Below are 21,511 nucleotides of genomic sequence, written 5' to 3' on the forward strand. Positions count from 1 at the left end.
GGCCGGGGGAGCGGCGGGTTCTCAGACCCAGCGGACGACGTCGGAGTGCTCGAGGCGCGGCAGGCGCGGGAACCAGGCGTCGGGGCCGGGGTGACCGAGGTTGACGACCAGCAGGACCTTCTCGCGGCCGCCCGGGTAGAACTCGGCGGTCACGGCGTCGTGGTCGAAGCCGGCCATCGGGCCGGTGGCCAGGCCGTGGGCGCGGGCGGCGAGCAGGAAGTAGCCGATCTGCAGGGTGGAGTTGAAGCGGGCCATGTCCTCGCGGCCCTTGCGGCCGGAGGCCTCGAAGGCGTCCTTCATCTCGGCGCGCGCGGGGAAGGTCTGCGGCACGAACTCGTGGAAGTCGAGGTCCGCGGCGAGGATCGCCACGACCGGGGCCTTCTCGGACTTCGCCCGGTTGCCCTCGGCGAGCAGCGGGAGCAGCCGCTGCTTTCCCTCCTCGCCGCGCACGAAGGTCACGCGCAGGGGCTGGGTGTTGGCGGCGGTCGGCGGCCACTTGGCCAGCTCCCACACCGCGCGAAGGGTCTCGTCGGAGACGGGCTCCGGGAAGAACGTGTTGGCCGTCCGGGCCTCGGTGAAGAGCGCTGCGCGGCCCGCGTCGTCGAGGACGGGGAGGGTCACGGGGCTGTCAGTCACTGTCGTCACGAGATAGTCAAACGCTCAACACTCCAGGGTGTTCCGATGTGGCCCGGTGGTCTCGGTCACGCATGATCACGAGGAGCCGAGAGGGGAGCGGCCCGGGGCGTCGTGCTCCGGTAGTCTCCCCGGCGTGCATGTGACCCGGGAGCCCGCGCCGCCTGCGGCCGTGCGCTGCCGCGACGCGGTCGACGAGGCGCTCGGCTCCGTCCGTGCCGAGGGCCTGGAGCCCAGCAGCACGGGGCTGTCGCTGTGCGAGGCCATCGCCCGCGGCGAGCTCGACCCCGAGCAGGCCGTCGCGCGGCTGACCGCGCACTACCGCCCGCACCGCCCGGCTTGAGCTGGGATCCCTACCTCGATCTCCGCACGGGCGTCCTCCGCAACCGGCTCGGCCTGACCGATCCCGTCGCGCTCGCCGCCGCAGAGGCCGACTTCAGCGCGGCCCGGATCGCCGGCCTCGAGCTGCGGCCGGTGCCCGGCGGCTACGACCTGGCCCATCTGCAGGCCTTCCACTGGCACGTCTTCGGCGACGTCTACCCGTGGGCCGGGCAGCTGCGCACCGTCGCGCTCGGGAAGGGCCGGTCGTTCTGCCCGCCCGCGGAGCTCGAGGACCGCGCGGCCGTCCTCTTCGCCGACCTCGCCCGCGACTCGCACCTGCGCGGCCGCGCCCGAGCGGACTTCGTCGCCGGGCTGGCCGGGCTCCTCGCCGGGATCAACGAGCTGCACCCCTTCCGGGAGGGCAACGGGCGCGCTCGGCGCGCCTTCCTCGCCCAGCTCGCCCGCGACGCCGGCCACCGGATCCGGTGGGCCGCCCTCGACCGCGGGGAGAACGTCCGGGCGTCGGTCGCCGCGCACGCCGGGGACCTGGAGCCGCTGCGCCGGATGCTCGACCGGCTGGTGGTGGGCCGGGACTGAACCGTTGGCGGACGGCCAGTGTCAGGCTAGCCTGACACTGTGGCCGTGGACCCGTGGCGCGAGGCCCGGGAGGCGCTCGGACGCCTCGCCGGCAGGCGGACCCGCAAGGGGGCGCTCGACGCCCTCTCCGACATCGGCTCCCTGCGCCGCCTGCTCGACCGGGCGGAGCTGGAGGCGGTGCGGGACGCCCGGGCCGGGCGACGGTCGTGGGCCGAGATCGCGACGCGGCTCGGCATCACCCGGCAGTCGGCCTGGGAGCGCTGGCGGGAGCTCGACGAGGAGGGCCCCGACCCGCTGCGGCGCGCCGAGGACGAGGCCGCCCGGGACCTCGCCGCCCGCCCCGTGACCGTGCCCGACGTCGTCGGGATGACCTGGGCCGCCGCCCGGCTGCGGCTGCAGGAGGAGCGGTTGGACATCGTGAGTGCCGATCCCGACCTGCCGCCCTTCCTCGGCCCCGAGGCCGCGGACTTCCGGGTGGTGGACCAGAAGCCGGCGCCCGGCGAGCGGGTGGCGGCACACACGGCCGTGACGGTGTGGCTGCGCCGCGGTCCCGGCTCGGCCGGGGTGCCCGCGCCGCTGCGGCCGCCCCCGGACCCGCGGGCCCGTCGCGGCGCCGTCGACGAGGCGACGGGCGAGAGCGTGCCCTGACCGCGGGCGCTCCGGCGGCATCCGGGGGACACTGGTCCACGATGTCGTCCCCACACCCGCAGCCCGGCCGCGCCGAACGGCTGCGCGCCGCCGCGGCCCGGGACGGCGACGCGTGCGTGTGGTGCGGCCGGCCGTGCGTCGGTCTCGTCGCGCCGACGACCGACCATCTGGTGCCCAAGGTCAAGGGCGGCCCGAGCTGGGTGGAGAACGAGGTCGTGGCGTGCCGACGCTGCAACGCCGCGCGTGGGCACCGCAGCCCGGCCGAGTGGTTCGCCGAGTGTGAGCGGCGCGGCTGGGAGCCGAACCTCACCGCGGTGCTCGGTGCGCTGCGCGCCCTGGACGCGGCGATCGCGGCCCGCGGCGGACAGCGGCGCGCCCGGCCCTACCTCGCCGCCCAGCTGCGCCGGCTGGCCCGCGCCGAGGAGGAGCGCCGCGCGTCCTAGGGGACGTGGCCGGCGAACCCCGCGCCGAACGTCTCGGGCGGCCGGTCGGGCAGCGCGAGATCGGCCACGAGGCCGAGGTGGTCGCTCGGCGGGGTACCGCCGGGCCCGCCGGTGAAGGCGAGCTCGCATGCGTCGACCCGGAGGGTCGGGCCGTGGCTCGTGCCCCGCACCAGCACGTAGTCGATGCGCCGCGGCCGGACCAGCGGCATGTCCCCGGCCGCGACCAGCGGGTTCGCCGGCGTGAAGGTGTGCCCGGGCTCGCCGGGGTGCGCGGTCTCCCATGCGTCGTGGTAGCTCACGCTCACGCCTTCCAGGGACTGGCGCCCGGTGAGGAACCGGATGCTGGCCGCGTCGGGCGTCGCGTCGAGGTCCCCGAGCAGCACGACGTGGGCCGGCCGTTCCGCCACCACCCGCTCGACGAGCTCGGCGGTCGCCACCGCCTGGAGCTCGCGCTCCCGCTCGAAGCTCAGCTGGTAGCACGGCTTGTGGTGGGCGACGACGAGCGGACCGAGCCCGGGTGCGTCGAGCTCGGCGACCACCGCGCCGCCCCACGGGAACTCCCGGGCGCGCGGGGTGACGTCGAGATCCAGCCGGTGCACCCGCGCGAAGGGCCACCGGCTCGCGAGCACGGCGGTGCTGCCGTCGTCGGCGACCGCGGGGTGCGGGGCGAGGTGGTGGCCGGGCACGAGATCGGGCACCTCGTCGCGCACGACCTCCTGCAGCGCCACCACGTCCGGGTCGTGCCGCCGCAGCTCCGCACGGATCGCCTCGCGGCGCCGCGGCCCGTCGGCGTACTGCGGGGACAGGGCGTTGAGGGTGACGACCCGGATCCGGGCCGCGGGGCGGGTCGGGTTCACCCGGCCCATGCTGCCCGGTCGCGCTTTCCGACTCAGCCCGGCCCCGTTCAGCCCAGGCCGAACGCCCCGCCCTCGACCAGGACGAGCACACCGATCGCGATCAGCACCACCGGCAGCAGGACGTGTCCCCACCGCGAGATCGCGCGGGCGACGAAGCGACGGGTCGCGAGGAATCGGCCCGCGGCGCACCACACGCCCACGAGCAGCAGGAACACGACGGCGTAGATCACCAGGCCGACGGTGTCCGTGGTCGCGAACACCGGGACGTAGACGCCGATGTTGTCGCCGCCGTTGGCCAGCGTCACCGCGGCGATCGCGAGCAGGCCCGTCCCGCCGCCGGGCTCGTCGTCCTCGTCGCCGCCCTCGCCGTCCCGCCGGGCCCGCCACACCTCCCACGCCGCGCGCAGCCCGAGCAGGATCGGCAGCAGTCCGAGGTAGGGGACGACGCCCTCGGGCAGGAACCCGGCCCCGACCGCGCCGAGCAGCGACGCGGCCAGGATCGCGCCGAAGCCGAGGTACTGCCCGGCCACGACCTCTCCCGCGGCGCGGCGGTCCGGGGCCCGCCCGAACCAGAGCGCGAGCAGCAGGAGGTCGTCGACGTTCGTCACCGCGAACATCCCGGCCGCCTGGCCGATCACCCCGAGCTGCACGCCCTAAAGCCTGCCGCGGGGCCCGCGTGCGCTCCGGAGGGGGTGCGCGAGAGTCCGGCCCGCCGGCGGCGCTTCTGCTCGTACATGGCGTCGTCGGCCGCCTTCCAGGCGCCCGGGAAGCCCGTCACGATGCTTGGCCGCGCGGCGGAGTACTCGTCCCCGGCGTCGTGCCCCTGCAGGACGTCGAAGCTGCGGGTCGGCAGCAGGGCGTCCGCCACGGCCGGGGCCACCCGGGGTCCCGGGACGGTGAGGCTCTGACGCCATCCGTCGGAGCGGACATCGGCGGCAGGGTAGCCCACACGGGGCGGGCCACACCTGCCGATGGCACCAACGGACTACCCGGGGACCGCGGTACACCCGCCGTGTACCGCCGACCCCGTGACCTCGGCCGGCCTCAGCCGGCCGGCACCTCGACGACGGCGATATTGTTGCCGTCCGGGTCGCGCATCATGAACAGCTTCGGCGCCCCGGGCGTGCTGTCGTCCGGCGCGGCGTCGAGGTCGACCCCGCCGATGGCGCTCAGCCGGGCGTGCTCCGCCGCCACGTCGGCCGTCTCGACGCCGATCGAGCCGCCCCCGGGCTGGTCGAACATCGGCGGGTTGAGGGCGAGCCGGGCCGTCGAGCCGGGCGGGGCGACCTCGAGCCAGCGGTACTCGTCGTTCGGGCCGAAGCGGCTGTCGCTGCGGACCTCGAAGCCGAGGACGGTCGTGTACCACTCCTGGGCGGCGTCCTGGTCGGCGACGGTGAACATGACCACGCCGATGTTGGAGATGCCGCTGCGTGCCCTGGTGTCGTTGCTCATGCCCCTACGACCGCGGGCCGCCGCGGAACTCATCGGCCGCCGGCGGATTCCTTCCGCCGGATCGCGTCGAGCTCGGCCAGGGCGTCGTCCGGCAGCTCGAGCCCGGCGGCCGCGACGTTCTCCCGCAGGTGCGCGACGGCCGACGTCCCGGGGATGAGCAGCATGTTCGGCGACCGCTGCAGCGGCCACGCGAGCGCGACGGCCAGCGGGGTGGCACAAGCCGGTCGGCCACGGCGTGCAGGGCACCGGACTGGGCCGTTGGCCGCGACCCCCGGCCCGGCCGTTCCCGTGGAGGAGCGGGGCTGACGGTCCCGCTCAGCCGGTCCGGTCGGCCGACGTGGCGAGGCGGCCCCCCGCGCGCCCGAGCGCGAGGAACAGCTCGGTCGCCGCGTGCACCAGCTGGTCCCGGTCGACGGGGATCTCGCCGTCGATCCAGCGCGTGAGCAGCTCGCTGAACCCACCGACCAGGAAGGCCGCGACGATCCGGTGCTCGGAGCCCGGCTCCTTCCCGGCCGCCTCCAGGGCGAGCAGCCCGGCGATGTCCGACGACGACTCCCGCCGCCGGCGTTGCAGCCGCTCGTGGCCGCGGCCCTCGACGTACAGCACGCGGGCCCGGCGCCGGTCGGAGTCGACGAACTCGGCGGTGCTCGCCACCATGGCCCGCACCCGGGCGACCGGATCGTCGCCGGCCGCCGCCACGGCCGCGTCGACTGTCGTGTGCAGCTCGGCGACGACCTGGTCGAACACGGCGACGACCAGGGCGCCGATGTCGTCGAAGCTCTCGTAGAAGTACCGCGCGTTCAGGCGCGCCGCCGCGCACACGCCGCGGACCGTGGTGGCCGCGAGCCCCTGGGTGCCCAGTAGTTCCAGCCCGGCGTCGAGCAGCAGGGAGCGCCGTTCGGCCCACCCGTGGCTGCTGGCGGACCGGATCGCGCTGCTGGACCACCTCACCCGTGGCCGGCTGATCTTCGGTACCGGCCCCGGCGCCCTGCCGACGGACGCCTACGTCATGGGCATCGACCCCGTCGACCAGCGGCGCCGCCACGAGGAGGCGCTCGAGGCCGTGCTCGCGCTGTTCCGCGGCGAGGACCCGGTGACCCGCGAGTCGGACTGGTTCACCATGCGCGAGGCGCGGCTCCAGGTGCGGCCCTACCAGTACCCGCACCCGGAGGTCGCGGTGGCGGCGATGGTGTCGCCGTCCGGGCCGCGGCTGGCCGGGCGCTACGGCGCCTCCCTGCTGTCGCTGTCGATGTCCGCGGCGGCCGAGGGCTTCGCCGCGATCGGCAACGCGTGGAGCGTCGTCGAGGAGCAGGCCGCGGCGGCCGGCCGGCCGGCGCCGGACCGCTCGACCTGGCGCGTGCTCGGCCAGCTGCACCTCGCCCCGACCCGGGAGCAGGCGATCGAGGACTGCACCTACGGGCTGCGGGACTTCGCCAACTACTTCGGCGGCGGCGGCGCGGGCTTCGTGCCGCTGTCCGACGGCGGCGACCCGGCCTCGGTCACCGACCGGGACTTCGTGGAGCAGTACGCGGCGAGCGGGCGCGCCATGATCGGCACCCCGGACGACGCGATCGCCTACATCGAGAAGCTGCTCGACCAGTCCGGCGGGTTCGGCACCTTCCTCCAGCTCGGCCACGACTGGGCTTCCCCCACCGCGACGATCGAGTCCTACCGGCTGTTCGCGCGGCACGTGATCCCGCACTTCAAGGGCCGGCTGTCCGCGCCCAAGGCCTCCCACGACTGGGCCGTGGCCAAGAAGGAGGAGATCTTCGGGCGGGCGGGCGAGGCCGTGGTCAACGCGATCAAGACCCACGCCGCCGAGACCGGCGCGACCAGGCGGGGGGCCTGATGCGCGCCGGGGTGCTGAACGCCGGGAAGATCCACGTCCGCGACGACGTCCCGGACCCGGTCCCCGGCCCCGGCGAGGTCCTCGTCGAGGTCGCGGCCTGCGGGATATGCGGGTCGGACCTGCACTTCGCCCAGCACGGCGCGGAGATGCTGGCGCTGGGCACCCAGATCGAGGGGATGGCCCGCCCGAGCCGCCGCGAGCTCGACCTGGACCAGGACGTCTACATGGGCCACGAGTTCGCGGGCCGAGTCCTGGAGGCCGGGCCGGACACGACGGCCCCGCCTGCGGGCACGCTCGTCACGGCGTTCCCGATCCTCCCGCGCGCCGACGGGGACATCGACACGATCGTCTACTCCAACACGATCCACGGCGGGTACGGCGAGAAGCTGCTGCTCGCGGCGCCGCTGCTGCTGGAGGTGCCCAACGGGCTGCCCGCGCACCACGCCGCGCTCACCGAGCCGATGGCCGTCGGGCTGCACGCGGTGGTCCGGTCCGGCATCGAGGCCGGTCAGCGGGCCGTCGTGGTCGGTTGCGGGCCCGTCGGGCTGGCGGTGATCACCGCCCTGCGCGTCCGGGGCGTCGAGTCGATCGTGGCCGCCGACTTCTCGACGGCCCGGCGGACCCTCGCCGCGACGATGGGCGCCACCGAGGTCGTCGACCCGCGGCAGGAGACGGTGTGGGACCGGACGGGCGCGGCCACGCCGCTGGTCGTCTTCGAGGCGGTCGGTGTCCCGGGCGTGCTCGACGACATCATGCGCTGCGCGCCGGCCCGCTCCCGGGTCGTCGTGGTCGGGGTGTGCATGGGCGCCGACACCGTCCACCCGTACTTCGGCATCTCCAAGGAGCTGTCGGTCGACTTCGTCCTCGGCTACACGCCGGAGGAGTTCGCCGCGTCCCTGCGGTCGATCGCCGAGGGCGAGATCGACGTGGCCCCGCTCGTCACCGCCCGGGTGGGGCTCGACCGCCTGTCCTGGGCGTTCGACGCGCTGGGCGACCCCGAGGAGCACTGCAAGATCGTCGTGGAGCCGTGAGATGACCGACTGGACCGCCGTCGCCGCGCAGCTGGCCGAGGAGTTCGCGCCGCGGGCCGCCGAGATCGACCGGGAGGGTCGCTTCCCGGTGGAGAACGTCGAACGCATGAAGGAGGTCGGCTACCTCTCCTCGGTGGTGCCGACCGAGCTCGGCGGGGGAGGGGCGGACCTGGCGACGTTCGCCGCCTGCCAGAAGATCATCGCCGGGGCCTGCGCCTCCACCGCGCTCGCCACGAACATGCACCTGTTCGGCGTCGGCGCCGCGGCCGAGGGCTGGCACGGCGGCGAGCGCGGTGCCGAGCCGATCTTCGGCATGGTCACGGCGGGCACGGTCGTCGGCGGCAGCCTCACCGACGCCGCCACCGGGCTCAATGTGCGCACCTCGTCGACGCCGGCCCGCCCGGTCCCGGGCGGCTACCGGGTGACCGGCCGCAAGTCGTTCTGCTCGCTCGCCCCGGTGCTCAACTCCTTCTGGGGTACCGCGGCCGACACCGGGACCGGGCGGCTGCTGCTGTTCGGGCTCCCGCGGGACACGCCCGGGCTGTCGTTCGTCGACACCTGGGACACGATGGCCATGCGCGGCACCGGCTCCTGGGACGTCGTGTTCGACGACGTGTTCGTGCCCGACACCGCGGTGCAGCGCGGGACCGACCCCGCGGGCCCGCCGGTGTGGGACGCCGCCCAGGAGCGGATCTTCGCCTGGTTCGCCGTCTCGGTCGCCTCGGTCTACCTCGGGATCGCCCGCGCCGCGGCCCGGTTCGCCTACGACTACGTCGGCGGCCGGACCGTCACGGGCGCCTCGCTGCCGATGGCACGCCAGCCCGCCCAGGTGACGAGCGCGGCCGAGATCGAGCTGGCGCTGCGGCCGGCGGAGGCGATGGTCAACGACGTGCTGACCCGCCGCGCCGACGGCGAGCTGCTGGCGCCCGCGGACATCCAGGCCCTCAAGCACACCTCGGTCACCGCCGCGGCCGCCGCCGTGGACCGCTGCGTGCGCATGGTCGGCGGCCACGGGATCTTCCGCCGGCTGCCGCTCGAGCGGTACTACCGGGACGTGCGGGCCGGGCAGTTCCACCCGCCGTCCACCGACGTCGCCCTCGAGACCATCGGCAAGGCGGCCCTGGGGATCGACCTGGCGGCGGAGCCGCGCTGGCCCTCCGACTGACCGCCCCGCATGGCAAGCACGCGTGGCGGCGGCGCACACGATTCCGCGGGAGTTGCGCGCGGGTGCTGCGAGATAGGGCCAGTCGAATCGAACTGTCATAACGTAGGTTATCGGCTCTGCAGGGACGGGAGCTACCTGTTGCAGGGCACGGACCCTCACGACGTCCTGTGGATCAAGTGAGCGCGCGTGAGCTCGTCGCGGCCCGCTCCGGCAGGCGGTCGAGAAGAAGTCCTCGCACCGCGACAGCGTGTACCGGCCGCGCTGCGTGCACGGCGGCGCGCCCGTCCTCGGGCAGCACCACGTCCACGCCGACGCTCCCCGTGCAGTTCGACGCCCTGATTTGTCATAACGACACCGAAGCCCGACGGCGGCACGCCGACGCTGTGGCTGCGCCCGGAGCCCGTCGAGCGACCCCGCTGAGCGGCGCACCGGCGCCGGCGGGAACAGTCAGGCGCTCGTCGCGGCCGGGAGCCAGCGGTCGGCCAGGGCCGACACCCACCCGCCGGCGTCCTGCGGATCGGCGGGTGGGCCCTCGACGACCACCAGCTCGTCCACCCCCAGATCGGCGAGCCTCGCGGCGTCGTCGACCTCCGGACTGCGCAGCGCGACGGCGAGCCGCAGCTCGGCGAGGTCGCGTCCCGCCTCCCGGCACGTCGCCTGCAGGAACTCGACGCGCTCGGCGACGTGACCGACGTCGTCCAGGTAGAACCCGTACCAGCCGTCGCCGACGGCGGCCACGCGGCGGAGCGCGGCGTCGCTGTTGCCCCCGAACACGATCGGGATCGTCCTGTCCCGGACCGGCTTGGGGTTGACCCGCACGGAGTCGAAGCGGACGAACTCGCCCGTGAACGAGGCGACGTCGTCGCGCCACACGGTGCGCATCGCGGCGACGTACTCGTCCGTCCGCGCGCCCCGCCGCGCGAACGGCACCCCGAGCGCGTCGAACTCCTCGCGCGACCAGCCGACGCCGACGCCGAGCGTCAGCCGGCCGCCGGAGAGCGAGTCGAGCGTCGCCGCCTGCTTGGCCACGAGCACCGGGTTGTGTTCCGGCAGGAGCAGCACGCCCGTCGCGACCCGGATCGTCGAGGTGGCCGCGGCCGCGAAGCTGAGACCGATCAGGGGGTCGATCCAGTCGGCCGCCGCCGGCACGGCGATCCGCCCGTCGGCCGAGTACGGATAGCGCGACGACCCGCGTTCGACCATCACGACGTGCTCCCCCGACCACAGCGTGGCGAAGCCGCAGGTCTCCGCGGCGACCGCGACCGCGTCGATGACGGACCGCTGGGCGCCGGTCCCGATCCCGAGAGCGTGCAGACCGATCTGCATCGCGTCAGGCCCGCACGCCCCGCTGCCCGACCGCCCCGCGGAGGCCGACGCAGCCGATGCACCCGACGCAGTCCACACAGTCGACACACGCGATGCAGCCCACGCACCGCGTGCAGTTGATGCAGGCCAGCGTGGCCACGCACTTCCGGAGGCCGACGCCGACGACGGTGAGCAGGCTGGCCACGATCCCGAGGCTCCCGGCGGTGGCCGCGCTGCCGGCGACCGCGACACTGCCGGCCGTGGCGGCGCTCCCGGCCACCGCGACACTTCCGGCGGTCGCCACGCTCCCGGCGACCGCGACGCTGCCGGCCGTGGCCGCACTCTGGACCACGCCCACGCTGCCGACCGTCCCCACACTGCCGGCCACCGCGACGCTGTGGGCGGTGTCCACGCTGCCCGCGACCGCGACGCTCTCGGAGATCGCGGCGCTGCCGACCGAGGCGATCGCGCCGTCCGTGGACGGCGCGATCGCGGAGTCCTGCTCCTCGTCGGTCATGACGGGGATGGTGCCCGATCCCGTCCCCGTGGTCCAGGGATCTCCCGCTCCGTCCTCTTCTGACGGTCCCGGCGGCCTCTGCCCTGGTCAGGCGCCCACGTACGCCGCGAGGTGCTCGCCGGTCAGCGTCGACCGGGCGGAGACGAGATCGGCGGGCGTGCCCTCGAAGACGACCCGGCCGCCGTCGTGGCCGGCCCCCGGGCCCAGGTCGATGATCCAGTCCGCGTGCGCCATGACCGCCTGGTGGTGCTCGATGACGATCACGGACTTCCCGGAGTCGACCAGGTGGTCGAGCAGCCCGAGCAGTTGCTCGACGTCCGCGAGGTGGAGACCGGTGGTCGGCTCGTCGAGCACGTAGACGCCGCCCTTGTCGCCCATGTGCGTCGCCAGCTTGAGCCGCTGGCGCTCGCCGCCGGACAGCGTGGTGAGCGGCTGCCCGATGGTGAGGTACCCGAGCCCGACGGCGGCGAGTCGCTCGAGGATCTTGTGGGCGGCCGCGACCTTCGCCTCGCCCGCGCCGAAGAACTCGAACGCCTCGGCGACCGGCATCGCGAGCACCTCGCTGATGTCCTTGCCGCCCAGGTGGTACTCGAGCACCGACGCGTCGAACCGCTTGCCCTCGCACAGCTCGCACGTGGTGGCGACCCCGGCCATGATCGCGAGGTCGGTGTAGATCACCCCGGCGCCGTTGCAGTTCGGGCAGGCACCCTCGGAGTTCGCGCTGAACAACGCCGGCTTCACGCCGTTGGCCTTCGCGAACGCCTTGCGGATGGGCTCGAGCAGGCCCGTGTAGGTGGCCGGGTTGCTGCGCCGGGAGCCGCGGATGGCGCCCTGGTCGACGGCCACCACGCTGTCCCGGCCGGCCACCGAACCGTGGATCAGCGAGCTCTTGCCCGAGCCCGCCACCCCGGTGACCACGCAGAGCACGCCGAGCGGGATGTCGACGTCCACCCCCTGCAGGTTGTGCGTGTCCGCGCCCCGGACCTCCAGCGCCCCGGAGGCCTTCCGCACGGACGGCTTCACCGACGCCCGGTCGTCCAGGTGCCGCCCGGTGAGCGTGCCGCTGGTCCGCAGCCCCTCGACGGTGCCCTCGAACACCACCTCGCCGCCCGCGGCGCCGGCGTGCGGGCCGAGGTCGACGACGTGGTCGGCGATCGCGATCGCCTCCGGCTTGTGCTCCACGACGAGCACGGTGTTGCCCTTGTCCCGCAGCTGCCGGAGCAGGTCGTTCATCCGCTGGATGTCGTGCGGGTGCAGGCCGATCGTCGGCTCGTCGAAGACGTAGGTGACGTCCGTGAGCGAGGAGCCGAGGTGGCGGATCATCTTGGTGCGCTGCGCCTCCCCGCCCGAGAGGGTGCCGGACGGGCGCTCGAGCGACAGGTAGCCCAGCCCGATCTCGACGAACGAGTCGAGCGTCTCCCCCAGCGACGTCAGCAGCGGCCGCATGGACGGCTCGTCGAGCTCGCGGACCCAGGCGGCGAGGTCGCTGATCTGCATCGCGCAACAGTCCGCGATGCTGATGCCCTTGATCTTCGACGACCGGGCCGCCTCGGTCAGCCGGGTGCCCTCGCACTCCGGGCAGGTGCTGAACGTGGCCGCTCGCTCCACGAAGGCACGGATGTGCGGCTGCAGGGCGTCGATGTCCTTCGACAGGTAGGACTTCTGGATCTGCGGGACCAGTCCGCTGTAGGTCAGGTTGATGCCTTCGACCTTGATCTTCGTGGGCTCCTTGTAGACGAGGTCCTGCAGCTCCCTCGTGGTGAACTCCTTGATGGGCTTGTCCGGGTCGAAGTAGCCGCAGCCGCGGTAGATGCGGCCGTACCAGCCCTCCATGCTGTAGCCCGGGATGGTGATGGCGCCCTCGTTGAGCGACTTCGTCTCGTCGTACAGCGCGGTCAGGTCGATGTCGTTGACCGCGCCCCGGCCCTCGCACCGCGGGCACATGCCGCCGGTGATGCTGAACTCCCGGCGCTCCTTCACCTTCTGCCCGGCCTTCTCGATGGTGACCGCGCCCGCGCCGCTGATCGACGCCACGTTGAAGGAGAACGCCTGGGCCGAGCCGATGTGCGGCCGGCCCAGCCGGCTGAACAGGATCCGCAGCATCGCGTTGGCGTCCGTGACCGTGCCGACGGTGGACCGCGGGTTGGCGCCCATCCGCTCCTGGTCGACGATGATCGCCGTGGTCAGGCCGTCGAGGACGTCGACGTCCGGGCGCCCCAGCGTGGGCATGAAGCCCTGCACGAAGGTGCTGTAGGTCTCGTTGATCAGCCGCTGGGACTCCGCGGCGATCGTGCCGAACACCAGCGAGCTCTTGCCCGAGCCGGAGACCCCGGTGAACACCGTCAGCCGCCGCTTCGGCAGCTCGACGCTGACGTCCTTGAGGTTGTTCTCGCGCGCGCCGTGCACCCGGATCAGGTCGTGGCTGTCGGCGGCGTGCAGCGACGGGGACTCCGTCTCCGTGGCCGTGCTCATCCCGTGTCTCCCCCTGTGGTGCGACGTGCTGTGTCGATGTCCCTGTCGATATCCGCCACCCGGGCTCCGCTCAGCTCGGATGGTCGCTCCGCTAGCTCCGCTCAGCCGAGCTGCTTGATCCTGATCATGTTGCCCGCCGGGTCGCGGAAGGCACAGTCCCGCACGCCGTAGGGCTGGTCCATCGGTTCCTGGACGACCTCGGCGTCCGCGGCCTGGATCCGGTCGAACGTCGCGTCCAGGTCCTTGGTGGCCAGGTTGATCGCGGCGTAGGTGCCCTTGGCCATCATCTCGGAGATGACCCTGCGCTCCTCGTCGGTGATCCCCGGGTCCACCGCCGGCGGGTGCAGGACGATCGCGATCTCCGGCTGCCCGGGAGGGGCGACGGTGATCCAGTACATGTCGTTGTAGCCGACCTCGTTCTGCACCTCGAAGCCGAGGACGTCCCGGTAGAAGGCGATCGCCTCGTCCTTGCCGGTGTGCGGGAGGTAGCTCTGGCTGATGACGATGTCCGAACTCATGAGGGGGACGCTAGCGGCGCTCGGCCGGCCGGGGCTTCTCGATTCCTGACCGGTCTCGTCACCTGCTTGACCACGCACGACGGCATGTCCACCGTCGCCTCCTCGGCCGCCCGGCGGTAGGCGCCCGGCGGCATGCCGACGAGCTCGGCGAAGCGCGTGCTGAACGTCCCCAGCGAGGAGCAGCCCACCGCGAAGCAGACCTCGGTGACGCTCAGGTCCCCCCGTCGCAGCAGCGCCATCGCCCGCTCGATGCGGCGGGTCATCAGGTAGGAGTACGGCGACTCGCCGTAGGCCCGCCGGAACTCCCGGCTGAGGTGCCCCGCCGACATGTGCACGCCGCGGGCCAACGCCTCGACGTCGAGCGGGTGGGCGTACTCCCGGTCTATCCGGTCCTTGACGCGGCGCAGCCGGGCCAGGTCGCTCAGGTTCGCGGCGGGTCTGCTGCTCACCCCGGTGATCGTGCCACGTCGCGCGTCCGAAATGCACCGTGCCCGGCCAGGGCTGAGAGCGACTTCAGGGCGGCGCGGCTACGGTCGGCCCCGTGCGCGCTCCCCTGTTCACCAGCAAGGCGGTCCGGTGCGTCAACGCCGGTGTGGAGGCCCTCGCCCGCGCGTGGGCCGTGTCGTGGGCCGCAGCATCGCGATGATCAGCTACGTCGGCCGCCGCTCCGGGCGGACCTTCCGGACGCCGGTGGCCTACCGGCGCTCCGGCGACGAGCTCGTGATCGGCGTGCAGTTCCCCGACGCGAAGAACTGGTGGCGCAACTTCCTCGGCGAGGGCGGCCCGATCACGGTCGAGCTCGACGGCGCCGACCGGACCGGGCACGCCGCCGCCACGAGGGACGGGCGTGGCCGGGTCGCGGTCCGGGTCCGGCTCGACCCGTTGCCGGGCGAGCCGGACTGACCGCCGCCCGCCGTCGTCACTGCCCGCGGCCCGCAGCCGCCTGCAGCGCGTCGATGCGCTTCGACGCCTCGGCCTTGGTGAGGGCGCCGATGTCCTCGGGCAGCTCCTGGCCCGCCTGCTGCGCGAGCGTCTCGAGGTACGAGCGCTGCGGGCCGGTGATCGGCTCGTCGCCGGTGGTCCAGTCCTCCGGGTCCTTCGCGGCCGGCGTGCTGGTCTGGTCCTGGGTGTCGCGATCGGTCATGGTTCGAACATATCTTCGACCGCGCTCCCCCGCGACCCGAGCCGCGACGCCGCGCCCGTTATGACAGGTCGGCCGAGGGCCGGTGACCCGCGGCACCCTTGGCGATCGCCCGGATCCGGAAGGCCCAGCCGATCAGGATCACGCCGCCGATCAGCGCGAACAGGCCGACGAGCCAGATGAGCGCGAGGATCCCGGTGGCCGGCCACACGAGCAGGGCGAGGCCGAACAGGACGTTCACGATGCCCGCGACGAGGGTCCAGCCCCAGGCCTGCGCCCCGGCCCGGCGCGCCGTGAACGCCTCGGCGATCTCCGCGACGCCCATGACGATCGCCCAGAACGCCACGACGAAGAGCAGCGCCAGCGCCGTGACCCCGGGCCAGGCCAGCGCGACGATGCCGGCGATCACCGACAGCACGCCCTGCACGACCGGCCACACCCAGTGCGCCGCGGTCTTGCGCGCCCGGACACCCATGACCACGGCGACGACGCCGTCGAGGATCGCGTAGAAGCCGAACAGGAACACCAGGGTCAGCAGCGCGATCCCCGGACTCACCAGCGCGATGATCCCGAACAGGGCGATCAGGGCGCCGCGCAGCAGCACCATCCACCAGACGGCCCCGGCGAACTCGCGGACCGCGTCGACCGGGCGCTGCCCGGAGTCGCCCGCCCGGCCACCGGCACTCACGTTCTCGGTCATGACGCCCCCCTCGGTGTCCCGGGTGGACACCCCGCGATCTGTGTACTCCTCGCGCGGGGAACGCGGAATCAGCCGGGCGTGGGAGGCTGGTCGACCAGCTGGGCCAGGTAGAGCTGCTCGCCCAGGCGGTCCATCAGCTCGAGGTTCGTCTCGATGTAGTCGATGTGGTGCTCCTCGTCGGCGAGGATCTCCTCGAACAGGTTCGCCGTGGTGATGTCGCCCTTGGAGCGGCACATCGCGATGCCGGGCCGGAGCCGCTGCACGACCTCGAGCTCGATGGCGAGGTCGGACTGCAGCATCTCGCGGACGTTCGTGCCGATGCGCAGCTGGAACAGGCGCTGGTAGTTCGGCAGGCCCTCCAGGAACAGGATGCGGTCGGTGATCTTCTCCGCGTGCCGCATCTCGTCGATCGACTCGCTGCGGGTGTAGGCGGCGAGCTTCGTCAGGCCCCAGTTCTGCTGCATCTTCGCGTGCAGGAAGTACTGGTTGATCGCGGTGAGCTCGCTGGTGAGCTGCTCGTTGAGCAGGGAGATGATCTCCGGGTCCCCACGCATGGCGTCGTCCTTCGTTCGCTGTGACGGGCGACACGAACGGTAGTGGGTCCGGTTCGCCCGGATCCACGAAGGACGGACTGTGCGACGGCTAGGCTTACCTGGGCGAATGCGGTGTCGGCCGGCCCGTGGACGATCATGCGCTGAGCGGCAGCTCCGACATCACGGACGAGGCGAGCTCCGCGGCCAGCAGGACGTCGACCGTGTCGAGGCAGCTCCCGCACCCGGTGCCGGCACCGCACGCGTCGCCGATGTCCTCGACCGTGCGGGCGCCCTCGCCGATGCAGTCGCGCAGCTCGACGTCCGTCACGGCGTGACAGATGCAGACGTACATGCAGGCCAGCCTTTCGTCAGGTAAGCCTATGCTCGCAGACGATCACGCCCGGTGACAAGCCCTGCACGGCGCTAGCCTGGCCACGTGCCGCTCGACGAGTACCGCCGCAAGCGCGACCGGGGGCGCACTCCGGAGCCCGTGCCGGACGCCGACCCCGGGGCGGAGGGGCCGGGCGACCGGTTCGTGATCCAGGAGCACCACGCCCGCGCGCTGCACTGGGACCTGCGGCTGGAGCGCGACGGCGTCCTCGCCTCCTGGGCGGTGCCGAAGGGCCTGCCCGTCGACACCGAGACGCTGCGGCTGGCCGTGCGGACCGAGGACCATCCTCTGGAATACCTGGAGTTCTCCGGCGAGATCCCGCGCGGCGAGTACGGCGGCGGGACCATGACGATCTGGGACCACGGCCGCTACGAGACCGAGAAGTGGTCGGACCGCGAGGTGGCGTTCACCCTGCACGGCGAGCGCGCGCAGGGGAAGTACGTGCTGGTCAGGAGCAACCGCGAACGCCGCGACGGCTGGCTGCTCAAGCGGTCGGACCGCACCGACCGCACTCCCCTCCCCCACGACACCGCCCCCATGCGCGGGGTGCCCGGCGAGCTGCCTGAGGACCCTGAGCGCTGGCTGCTGCAGGTCCGTTTCGGCGGCCGCCGCGTGATCGTCGAGCTCGACGGCGGGCGGACGCGGGTGACGGCCGACGGCGAGGAGGTCACCGCGAAGACCCTCGCCGAGCTGGGGCCCTCGGTCGGGGCCACCGCGCTGCTGCTCGACGCCGAGCTGACGCGGGGCGGCGAGCTCTGGATCTCCGACCTGCTGTTCCTCGACGGCCGGGACACCTGCGGGCTGGGCTTCGCCGACCGGCACGACCTGCTCACCGAGCTCCCGCTGTCCGGCCCGCACTGGCGGCTCGCCCCGGTCTACCCGGCGGACACGGGCGCCGCGGTGCTCGACGCCGTCCGCGGGCAGGGCCTGCCGGGCCTGGTCGCCAAGCGGGCGGACTCGCCGTACCGGCCCGGGACACGCTCCGACACCTGGCGGGAGGTGGGCGAGATCGCCGAGCCCGAGAAGCCGCGTGCGGGACGCACCGGTGCGAAGGCGGGGGTGGGCCGGGCGAAGCTCACGAACCCCGACAAGGTCCTCTACCCGCTCACCGGCACCACGAAGGCGGATGTGCTGGCGCACTACCGCGCCGTCGCGCCGGTGATGCTGCCGCACCTCGAGGGCCGGCCGGTCACGCTCGTCCGCTGGCCGGACGGCGTCGAGAAGCCCTCGTTCTTCGAGAAGGACGTGTCGCGGCACGCGCCGGACTGGATCCGCACCGAGCGGGTCGGGACGCCGGGCGGGCGATCGGAGACCGCCGACTTCCCGCTGCTCGAGAGCGAGGAGGGGCTGGCCTGGGCGGCGAACCTGGCCGCGCTCGAACTCCACGTGCCGCAGTGGCGGGTCGGGCCGCGCGGCGGCCGGCACGAGCCGGACCTGGTCGTCTTCGACCTCGACCCCGGCGAGGGGACGACGGTCGTCGAGTGCTGCCGGGTCGCGCAGCGGATCGCCGAGGTCCTCGCCGAGGACGACCTCGTGGCGTACCCCCGGACGTCGGGCGGCAAGGGGTTGCAGCTCTACCTGCCGGTCACGGTGAGCCGCGCCGAGCAGACGATCGAGTTCGCGAAGGCACTGGCCGAGCGGCTGGCCGACGAGTCCCCGCGCACCGTCACGTCGGTGATGGCCAAGGCGCGGCGGCGCGGGAAGGTCTTCGTCGACTGGAGCCAGAACAACACCGCCAAGACGACGATCGGCAGCTACTCGTTGCGCGGGCGCGCCCGCCCGACCGTCGCCACGCCGGTGACCTGGGAGGAGGTCCGGGCCTGCCGCCGTCCGGACGACCTCGTCTTCACCCTCGACGACCTGCCCGCCCGCCTCGACGAGCACGGTGACCTGCTCGAACCCCTGCTGTTCACCGAGCGGCAACGCCTTCCGCGTCGCGCGTGATCGGGTCCGGATGAGAGGGTGCCGGGCGTGACGGACCGGCACCCGTACCTGGACGGGCCCTATCCGCGCCGGTACGCGCACCGCGGCTGGCACATCGGCGAGCTCGCGGGCTGCGAGAACACGCTCGCGGGCTTCGAGCTCGCGGTGGCGAACGGCTTCTCCTACATCGAGATGGACGTGCACGCGTCGGTGGACGGCGTGCCGATGGTCCACCACGACATGGCCCTCGACCGCACAACGGACGGCAGCGGCCTGCTCGCCCGCCTGCCGGCCGCGGTGATCGAGGACGCCCGGGTGGGCGGGCGGGAGCCGGTGCCGCGGCTGGAGTCCGTGCTGGCGGCACTACCGGAGACCCGGTTCACGATCGAGCTGAAGTCCGACGCCGTCGTCCTGCCGACCCTCGCCGTGCTCGAGCGGCTCGACGCCTGGGACCGGGTCTGCCTGGGCGCCTACCACGAGAGCCGGCTCCGGCGGGCCCGCGCGGCCGGTCCGCGGCTCTTCACGTCGATGGGCTTCGAGGCGGTCCTCGGCCTGCGCGCGCGGGCCTGGCTCGACGCCTCGCCGTCGGCCCTCCCCTACATGGAGCCGGTCCTCCCCCGGGTCCGCGGCAGCCTCGCCCAGATCCCGCGGCGGTTCGGCCCCCTCACCGTGGTCGACGACCGGCTGCTCGCCCGGGCCCACGGCGCCGGCCTGGAGGTGCACGTCTGGACCGTCGACGAGCCGGCCGAGATGCGCGAGCTGCTCGCGATGGGGGTTGACGGACTGCTCTCCGACCGGCCGGACCTCCTCATCGCCCTGTGACGACCGTGCTGTGACCGTCGCGCCTCCTCCCTCCCGGCGCGCCCCGCGCTCTAGGCTGCCGCGGTGAGCAGCGAGGCCGCCCCCGCGGACCGGACCGGAGACGCTCGGGTCGCGCGGCGGCAGGTGCTCGCCTGGGCCTTCTGGGACTGGGGCTCCTCGGCCTACAACACGATCACGCTCACGTTCGTCTTCTCCGTCTACCTCACCGACACCGTCGGGCGGGACCTGCCGGGCTCGGTCGACGCCAACAGCTGGCTCGGCTACGCCATCGGCGCCGCCGGGCTCGTGATCGCGCTGCTGGCGCCGGTCGTCGGGCAGAGCGCCGACCGGGCCGGGCGACGGTTGCGGTCCACCGCGATCTGGACCGCCGCAACGGTCGCGTCCATGGCGCTGCTGTTCCTCGTCCGGGACGACTGGCACTACCTCTGGCTCGGCCTGCTGCTGCTCGCCCTGGGCTCGATCTTCTTCGAGCTCGCCGAGGTCTCCTACAACGCCGTCCTGCGGCAGATCTCCACGCCCGCCACGATCGGCCGCGTCTCCGGCTTCGGCTGGTCCATGGGGTACTTCGGCGGGATCGTGCTGCTCCTGGCCGTGTACGTGCTGTTCATCGCCGGCGGGGGCGGCGCGCTCGGGGTGAGCACCGAGGGCGGGCTCAACGTCCGGGTGGTCGCGCTCGTCGCCGCCGTGTGGTTCGCGGTGGCCGCGATCCCGCTGTTCCTCGTCGTGCCGGAGGCGCCCCCGGCCCTCGACCGGGCGCCGCGGCTGGGCGTGCGGGCGAGCTACCGGAAGCTGGTCGTCGACCTGCGGGACCTGCACCGCGCGAGCCCGCACACCGTCTACTTCCTCGGGGCCAGCGCGCTGTTCCGGGACGGGCTGGCCGCGGTGTTCACGTTCGGCGCCGTGATCGCCGTCAGCGTGTACGGGCTGAGCCCGGGCGACGTGCTGGTCTTCGGCGTGGCCGCCAACGTCGTGTCCGCGCTCGGCGCGCTCACCGGCGGCTGGCTCGACGACCGGATCGGCCCGAAGGCGGTCATCGTCGGGTCCCTCGTCGGGCTGATCGTGTGCGGCGTGGTGCTGTTGTTCCTGTCCGGCCCGACGGCCTTCTGGGTGTTCGGGCTCGGGTTGTGCCTGTTCGTGGGGCCGGCGCAGTCGTCCTCGCGCACCTACCTGGCCCGGCTCACGCCGCCCGGCCAGGAGGGCCAGATGTTCGGGCTGTACGCCACCACGGGCCGGGCGGTGTCCTTCCTCGCCCCGACGCTCGTGGGCTTCTTCACGTACGCGTTCGGCTCGGACCGCGCGGGCACGGTCGGGATCCTCGTGGTTCTCGCGGCCGGGTTGCTCGCCCTGTGGCCCGTCCGCCGGCCGGAGGCGTCGGCGGGGTGACCCCGACCGGATGGTCTTCGCCGCGGGATCGTCGGACGCCCGACGGTTCGCGCTGCAAGCACTCCCACCTGCGCATATCCTGATGCATGACGATCGCGGGTAACGGGAAGCCACCCTTGTGTAAACACTCCGCGCCCGGCCGGTGAGGTAAGTCACAGAAGGCTGACACGTCACATTCGCGTGTGGCAAAGCGCCTGATGGGCCACACTCTGACGTCGGGACAGGAGCGGGTGACCGACGGTCACGATGACCTCGGCATGCCCGCGCAATGCCTCCCCGGGAATGCACGGCTGCACTGCAGACGTTACACCGGGTGGCGACGACGTGACCGTCGAGGGGTGCCCCCCTCGGCAGAAGACGGGAGGATGACGCATGGCCGACCGCGTGCTCCGTGGCAGCCGGCTCGGGGCTGTCAGCTACGAGACCGACCGGAATCACGACCTGGCGCCGCGGCAGCTGGTCCGCTACGTCTCCCCCTCGGGCCATGAGTTCGAGGTGCCCTTCGCGAACGACGCCGAGGCGCCCGCGACCTGGGAGTCGCCCCAGGGCGGCGTCGGGCGTCGGGTGGACGGCGTCGAGGCGGAGCAGAAGAAGACCAAGCCGCCGCGCACCCACTGGGACATGCTGCTGGAGCGCCGCTCGATCCCGGAGCTGGAGGAGCTGCTCAACGAGCGGCTCGACCTGCTCCGCGAGCGTCGCCAGGAGATCGCCTAGTGATCGCCTGACCCTCCCGAACGGGTCGGCGTCGCGACGGCGACGCCACGGCGGACGCGCCGCAGCACATCACGAAGCCGGGCCACCTCCCGTGGG

At 73.4% G+C, this 21,511-nt stretch carries 26 protein-coding genes and 1 pseudogene; 12 read left to right on the top strand and 15 right to left on the bottom strand.

Annotated elements, in window-relative coordinates:
* Positions 1-21: 21 nt before the first annotated feature.
* The gene (locus ACQP04_RS18315; RefSeq protein WP_433508238.1) at positions 22-636 is read right to left on the bottom strand and encodes a malonic semialdehyde reductase; all 615 of its coding nucleotides are present in this window, start codon (positions 634-636) and stop codon (positions 22-24) included.
* Positions 637-769: 133 nt separating this feature from the next.
* Here ACQP04_RS18315 and ACQP04_RS18320 point away from each other — a divergent pair, with 133 nt between their 5' ends.
* From ACQP04_RS18320 to ACQP04_RS18335, 4 genes are read left to right on the top strand one after another with little or no spacing between them, the layout of a single operon-like run.
* Complete coding sequence (locus ACQP04_RS18320; RefSeq protein WP_156066933.1) at positions 770-976, top strand: antitoxin VbhA family protein; 207 nt, start codon at positions 770-772, stop codon at positions 974-976.
* A complete protein-coding gene (locus ACQP04_RS18325; protein ID WP_433508239.1) occupies positions 973-1,551 on the top strand; it encodes a Fic/DOC family protein in 579 nt (192 codons plus the stop codon). The genes ACQP04_RS18320 and ACQP04_RS18325 overlap by 4 nt, the downstream gene beginning before the upstream one ends.
* 39 nt (positions 1,552-1,590) lie before the next feature.
* Positions 1,591-2,199 (top strand): PASTA domain-containing protein, encoded by a 609-nt coding sequence (locus ACQP04_RS18330; RefSeq protein WP_433508240.1) that lies wholly within the window; start codon positions 1,591-1,593, stop codon positions 2,197-2,199.
* A 41-nt stretch (positions 2,200-2,240) separates the two neighbouring features.
* A complete protein-coding gene (locus tag ACQP04_RS18335; protein WP_433508241.1) occupies positions 2,241-2,642 on the top strand; it encodes an HNH endonuclease in 402 nt (133 codons plus the stop codon).
* Here the strand turns inward: ACQP04_RS18335 and ACQP04_RS18340 are convergent.
* The 5 genes and pseudogenes from ACQP04_RS18340 to ACQP04_RS18360 all read right to left on the bottom strand — a co-directional run bounded on the left by ACQP04_RS18340 (position 2,639) and on the right by ACQP04_RS18360 (position 5,902).
* A complete protein-coding gene (locus ACQP04_RS18340; protein WP_433508242.1) occupies positions 2,639-3,499 on the bottom strand; it encodes an endonuclease/exonuclease/phosphatase family protein in 861 nt (286 codons plus the stop codon). The two genes, ACQP04_RS18335 and ACQP04_RS18340, sit on opposite strands and share 4 nt — an antisense overlap.
* Before the next feature lie 47 nt (positions 3,500-3,546).
* Complete coding sequence (locus ACQP04_RS18345) at positions 3,547-4,149, bottom strand: cadmium resistance transporter (RefSeq protein WP_433508243.1); 603 nt, start codon at positions 4,147-4,149, stop codon at positions 3,547-3,549.
* 394 nt (positions 4,150-4,543) lie between these two features.
* Positions 4,544-4,951 carry a VOC family protein gene (locus tag ACQP04_RS18350; protein WP_433508244.1) on the bottom strand — a complete coding sequence of 136 codons (408 nt, stop codon included), beginning with the start codon at positions 4,949-4,951 and terminating at the stop codon, positions 4,544-4,546.
* Between the two features lie 29 nt (positions 4,952-4,980).
* Positions 4,981-5,166: pseudogene (locus ACQP04_RS18355) on the bottom strand (aldo/keto reductase); the annotation flags it as partial.
* 100 nt (positions 5,167-5,266) lie between these two features.
* Positions 5,267-5,902 (bottom strand): TetR/AcrR family transcriptional regulator, encoded by a 636-nt coding sequence (locus ACQP04_RS18360; RefSeq protein WP_433508245.1) that lies wholly within the window; start codon positions 5,900-5,902, stop codon positions 5,267-5,269.
* Between ACQP04_RS18360 and ACQP04_RS18365 the strand changes: the two genes are divergently transcribed.
* The 3 genes from ACQP04_RS18365 to ACQP04_RS18375 are packed head-to-tail and all read left to right on the top strand — an operon-like array spanning position 5,805 to position 8,996.
* The gene (locus tag ACQP04_RS18365; protein ID WP_433508246.1) at positions 5,805-6,800 is read left to right on the top strand and encodes an LLM class flavin-dependent oxidoreductase; all 996 of its coding nucleotides are present in this window, start codon (positions 5,805-5,807) and stop codon (positions 6,798-6,800) included. The two genes, ACQP04_RS18360 and ACQP04_RS18365, sit on opposite strands and share 98 nt — an antisense overlap.
* A complete protein-coding gene (locus ACQP04_RS18370; protein WP_433508247.1) occupies positions 6,800-7,831 on the top strand; it encodes a zinc-binding dehydrogenase in 1,032 nt (343 codons plus the stop codon). The genes ACQP04_RS18365 and ACQP04_RS18370 overlap by 1 nt, the downstream gene beginning before the upstream one ends.
* A gap of 1 nt (position 7,832) precedes the next feature.
* Positions 7,833-8,996 carry an acyl-CoA dehydrogenase family protein gene (locus tag ACQP04_RS18375; RefSeq protein ID WP_433508248.1) on the top strand — a complete coding sequence of 388 codons (1,164 nt, stop codon included), beginning with the start codon at positions 7,833-7,835 and terminating at the stop codon, positions 8,994-8,996.
* Positions 8,997-9,443: 447 nt separating this feature from the next.
* On the opposite strand, the gene ACQP04_RS18380 is transcribed toward ACQP04_RS18375, so the two are convergent.
* From ACQP04_RS18380 to ACQP04_RS18400, 5 genes are all read right to left on the bottom strand, one after another.
* The gene (locus ACQP04_RS18380) at positions 9,444-10,322 is read right to left on the bottom strand and encodes an LLM class F420-dependent oxidoreductase (RefSeq protein WP_433508249.1); all 879 of its coding nucleotides are present in this window, start codon (positions 10,320-10,322) and stop codon (positions 9,444-9,446) included.
* 4 nt (positions 10,323-10,326) lie between these two features.
* Positions 10,327-10,818 (bottom strand): hypothetical protein, encoded by a 492-nt coding sequence (locus ACQP04_RS18385; protein WP_433508250.1) that lies wholly within the window; start codon positions 10,816-10,818, stop codon positions 10,327-10,329.
* 87 nt (positions 10,819-10,905) lie between these two features.
* On the bottom strand, positions 10,906-13,290 hold the full coding sequence (locus ACQP04_RS18390; RefSeq protein WP_433508251.1) for an ATP-binding cassette domain-containing protein: 2,385 nt from the start codon (positions 13,288-13,290) through the stop codon (positions 10,906-10,908).
* Between the two features lie 101 nt (positions 13,291-13,391).
* Positions 13,392-13,808 (bottom strand): VOC family protein, encoded by a 417-nt coding sequence (locus tag ACQP04_RS18395; protein ID WP_037038926.1) that lies wholly within the window; start codon positions 13,806-13,808, stop codon positions 13,392-13,394.
* Positions 13,805-14,257 carry a helix-turn-helix transcriptional regulator gene (locus ACQP04_RS18400; protein ID WP_433508252.1) on the bottom strand — a complete coding sequence of 151 codons (453 nt, stop codon included), beginning with the start codon at positions 14,255-14,257 and terminating at the stop codon, positions 13,805-13,807. The genes ACQP04_RS18395 and ACQP04_RS18400 overlap by 4 nt, the downstream gene beginning before the upstream one ends.
* A 193-nt stretch (positions 14,258-14,450) precedes the next feature.
* Between ACQP04_RS18400 and ACQP04_RS18405 the strand changes: the two genes are divergently transcribed.
* On the top strand, positions 14,451-14,711 hold the full coding sequence (locus ACQP04_RS18405; RefSeq protein WP_433508253.1) for a hypothetical protein: 261 nt from the start codon (positions 14,451-14,453) through the stop codon (positions 14,709-14,711).
* A 16-nt stretch (positions 14,712-14,727) separates the two neighbouring features.
* Here the strand turns inward: ACQP04_RS18405 and ACQP04_RS18410 are convergent, their stop codons facing one another.
* The 4 genes from ACQP04_RS18410 to ACQP04_RS18425 all read right to left on the bottom strand — a co-directional run bounded on the left by ACQP04_RS18410 (position 14,728) and on the right by ACQP04_RS18425 (position 16,534).
* The gene (locus ACQP04_RS18410; RefSeq protein ID WP_433508254.1) at positions 14,728-14,952 is read right to left on the bottom strand and encodes a DUF3072 domain-containing protein; all 225 of its coding nucleotides are present in this window, start codon (positions 14,950-14,952) and stop codon (positions 14,728-14,730) included.
* A 58-nt stretch (positions 14,953-15,010) separates the two neighbouring features.
* Positions 15,011-15,649: an HdeD family acid-resistance protein gene (locus tag ACQP04_RS18415; protein WP_433508255.1), complete on the bottom strand. Its 639-nt coding sequence runs from the start codon at positions 15,647-15,649 to the stop codon at positions 15,011-15,013.
* A gap of 68 nt (positions 15,650-15,717) precedes the next feature.
* A complete protein-coding gene (bfr, locus tag ACQP04_RS18420; RefSeq protein ID WP_037038919.1) occupies positions 15,718-16,203 on the bottom strand; it encodes a bacterioferritin in 486 nt (161 codons plus the stop codon).
* Between the two features lie 133 nt (positions 16,204-16,336).
* Complete coding sequence (locus tag ACQP04_RS18425; protein WP_433508256.1) at positions 16,337-16,534, bottom strand: (2Fe-2S)-binding protein; 198 nt, start codon at positions 16,532-16,534, stop codon at positions 16,337-16,339.
* 84 nt (positions 16,535-16,618) lie between these two features.
* Between ACQP04_RS18425 and ligD the strand changes: the two genes are divergently transcribed.
* The 4 genes from ligD (at position 16,619) to ACQP04_RS18445 (ending at position 21,415) form a co-directional block, all read left to right on the top strand.
* The gene (ligD, locus tag ACQP04_RS18430) at positions 16,619-18,517 is read left to right on the top strand and encodes a non-homologous end-joining DNA ligase (RefSeq protein WP_433508257.1); all 1,899 of its coding nucleotides are present in this window, start codon (positions 16,619-16,621) and stop codon (positions 18,515-18,517) included.
* A gap of 27 nt (positions 18,518-18,544) precedes the next feature.
* A complete protein-coding gene (locus ACQP04_RS18435; protein WP_433508258.1) occupies positions 18,545-19,318 on the top strand; it encodes a glycerophosphodiester phosphodiesterase family protein in 774 nt (257 codons plus the stop codon).
* 63 nt (positions 19,319-19,381) lie between these two features.
* Complete coding sequence (locus tag ACQP04_RS18440) at positions 19,382-20,701, top strand: MFS transporter (RefSeq protein WP_433508259.1); 1,320 nt, start codon at positions 19,382-19,384, stop codon at positions 20,699-20,701.
* A gap of 372 nt (positions 20,702-21,073) precedes the next feature.
* Positions 21,074-21,415: an RNA polymerase-binding protein RbpA gene (locus ACQP04_RS18445; protein WP_233304225.1), complete on the top strand. Its 342-nt coding sequence runs from the start codon at positions 21,074-21,076 to the stop codon at positions 21,413-21,415.
* The last annotated feature ends 96 nt before the right edge of the window (positions 21,416-21,511 follow it).

The organism is Pseudonocardia halophobica (genome assembly GCF_050948485.1).
Lineage (GTDB): Bacteria > Actinomycetota > Actinomycetes > Mycobacteriales > Pseudonocardiaceae > Pseudonocardia > Pseudonocardia halophobica.

Coding starts and splice junctions, on each gene's coding strand:
- ACQP04_RS18335 (WP_433508241.1), top strand. CDS start 2,241: ATGTCGTCCCCACACCCGCAGCCCGGCCGCGCCGAACGGCTGCGCGCC.
- ACQP04_RS18410 (WP_433508254.1), bottom strand. CDS start 14,952: ATGACCGATCGCGACACCCAGGACCAGACCAGCACGCCGGCCGCGAAG.
- ACQP04_RS18445 (WP_233304225.1), top strand. CDS start 21,074: ATGGCCGACCGCGTGCTCCGTGGCAGCCGGCTCGGGGCTGTCAGCTAC.
- ACQP04_RS18405 (WP_433508253.1), top strand. CDS start 14,451: ATGATCAGCTACGTCGGCCGCCGCTCCGGGCGGACCTTCCGGACGCCG.
- ACQP04_RS18390 (WP_433508251.1), bottom strand. CDS start 13,290: ATGAGCACGGCCACGGAGACGGAGTCCCCGTCGCTGCACGCCGCCGAC.
- ACQP04_RS18385 (WP_433508250.1), bottom strand. CDS start 10,818: ATGACCGACGAGGAGCAGGACTCCGCGATCGCGCCGTCCACGGACGGC.
- ACQP04_RS18395 (WP_037038926.1), bottom strand. CDS start 13,808: ATGAGTTCGGACATCGTCATCAGCCAGAGCTACCTCCCGCACACCGGC.
- ACQP04_RS18415 (WP_433508255.1), bottom strand. CDS start 15,649: ATGACCGAGAACGTGAGTGCCGGTGGCCGGGCGGGCGACTCCGGGCAG.
- ACQP04_RS18375 (WP_433508248.1), top strand. CDS start 7,833: ATGACCGACTGGACCGCCGTCGCCGCGCAGCTGGCCGAGGAGTTCGCG.
- bfr (WP_037038919.1), bottom strand. CDS start 16,203: ATGCGTGGGGACCCGGAGATCATCTCCCTGCTCAACGAGCAGCTCACC.
- ACQP04_RS18350 (WP_433508244.1), bottom strand. CDS start 4,951: ATGAGCAACGACACCAGGGCACGCAGCGGCATCTCCAACATCGGCGTG.
- ACQP04_RS18425 (WP_433508256.1), bottom strand. CDS start 16,534: ATGTACGTCTGCATCTGTCACGCCGTGACGGACGTCGAGCTGCGCGAC.
- ACQP04_RS18380 (WP_433508249.1), bottom strand. CDS start 10,322: ATGCAGATCGGTCTGCACGCTCTCGGGATCGGGACCGGCGCCCAGCGG.
- ACQP04_RS18370 (WP_433508247.1), top strand. CDS start 6,800: ATGCGCGCCGGGGTGCTGAACGCCGGGAAGATCCACGTCCGCGACGAC.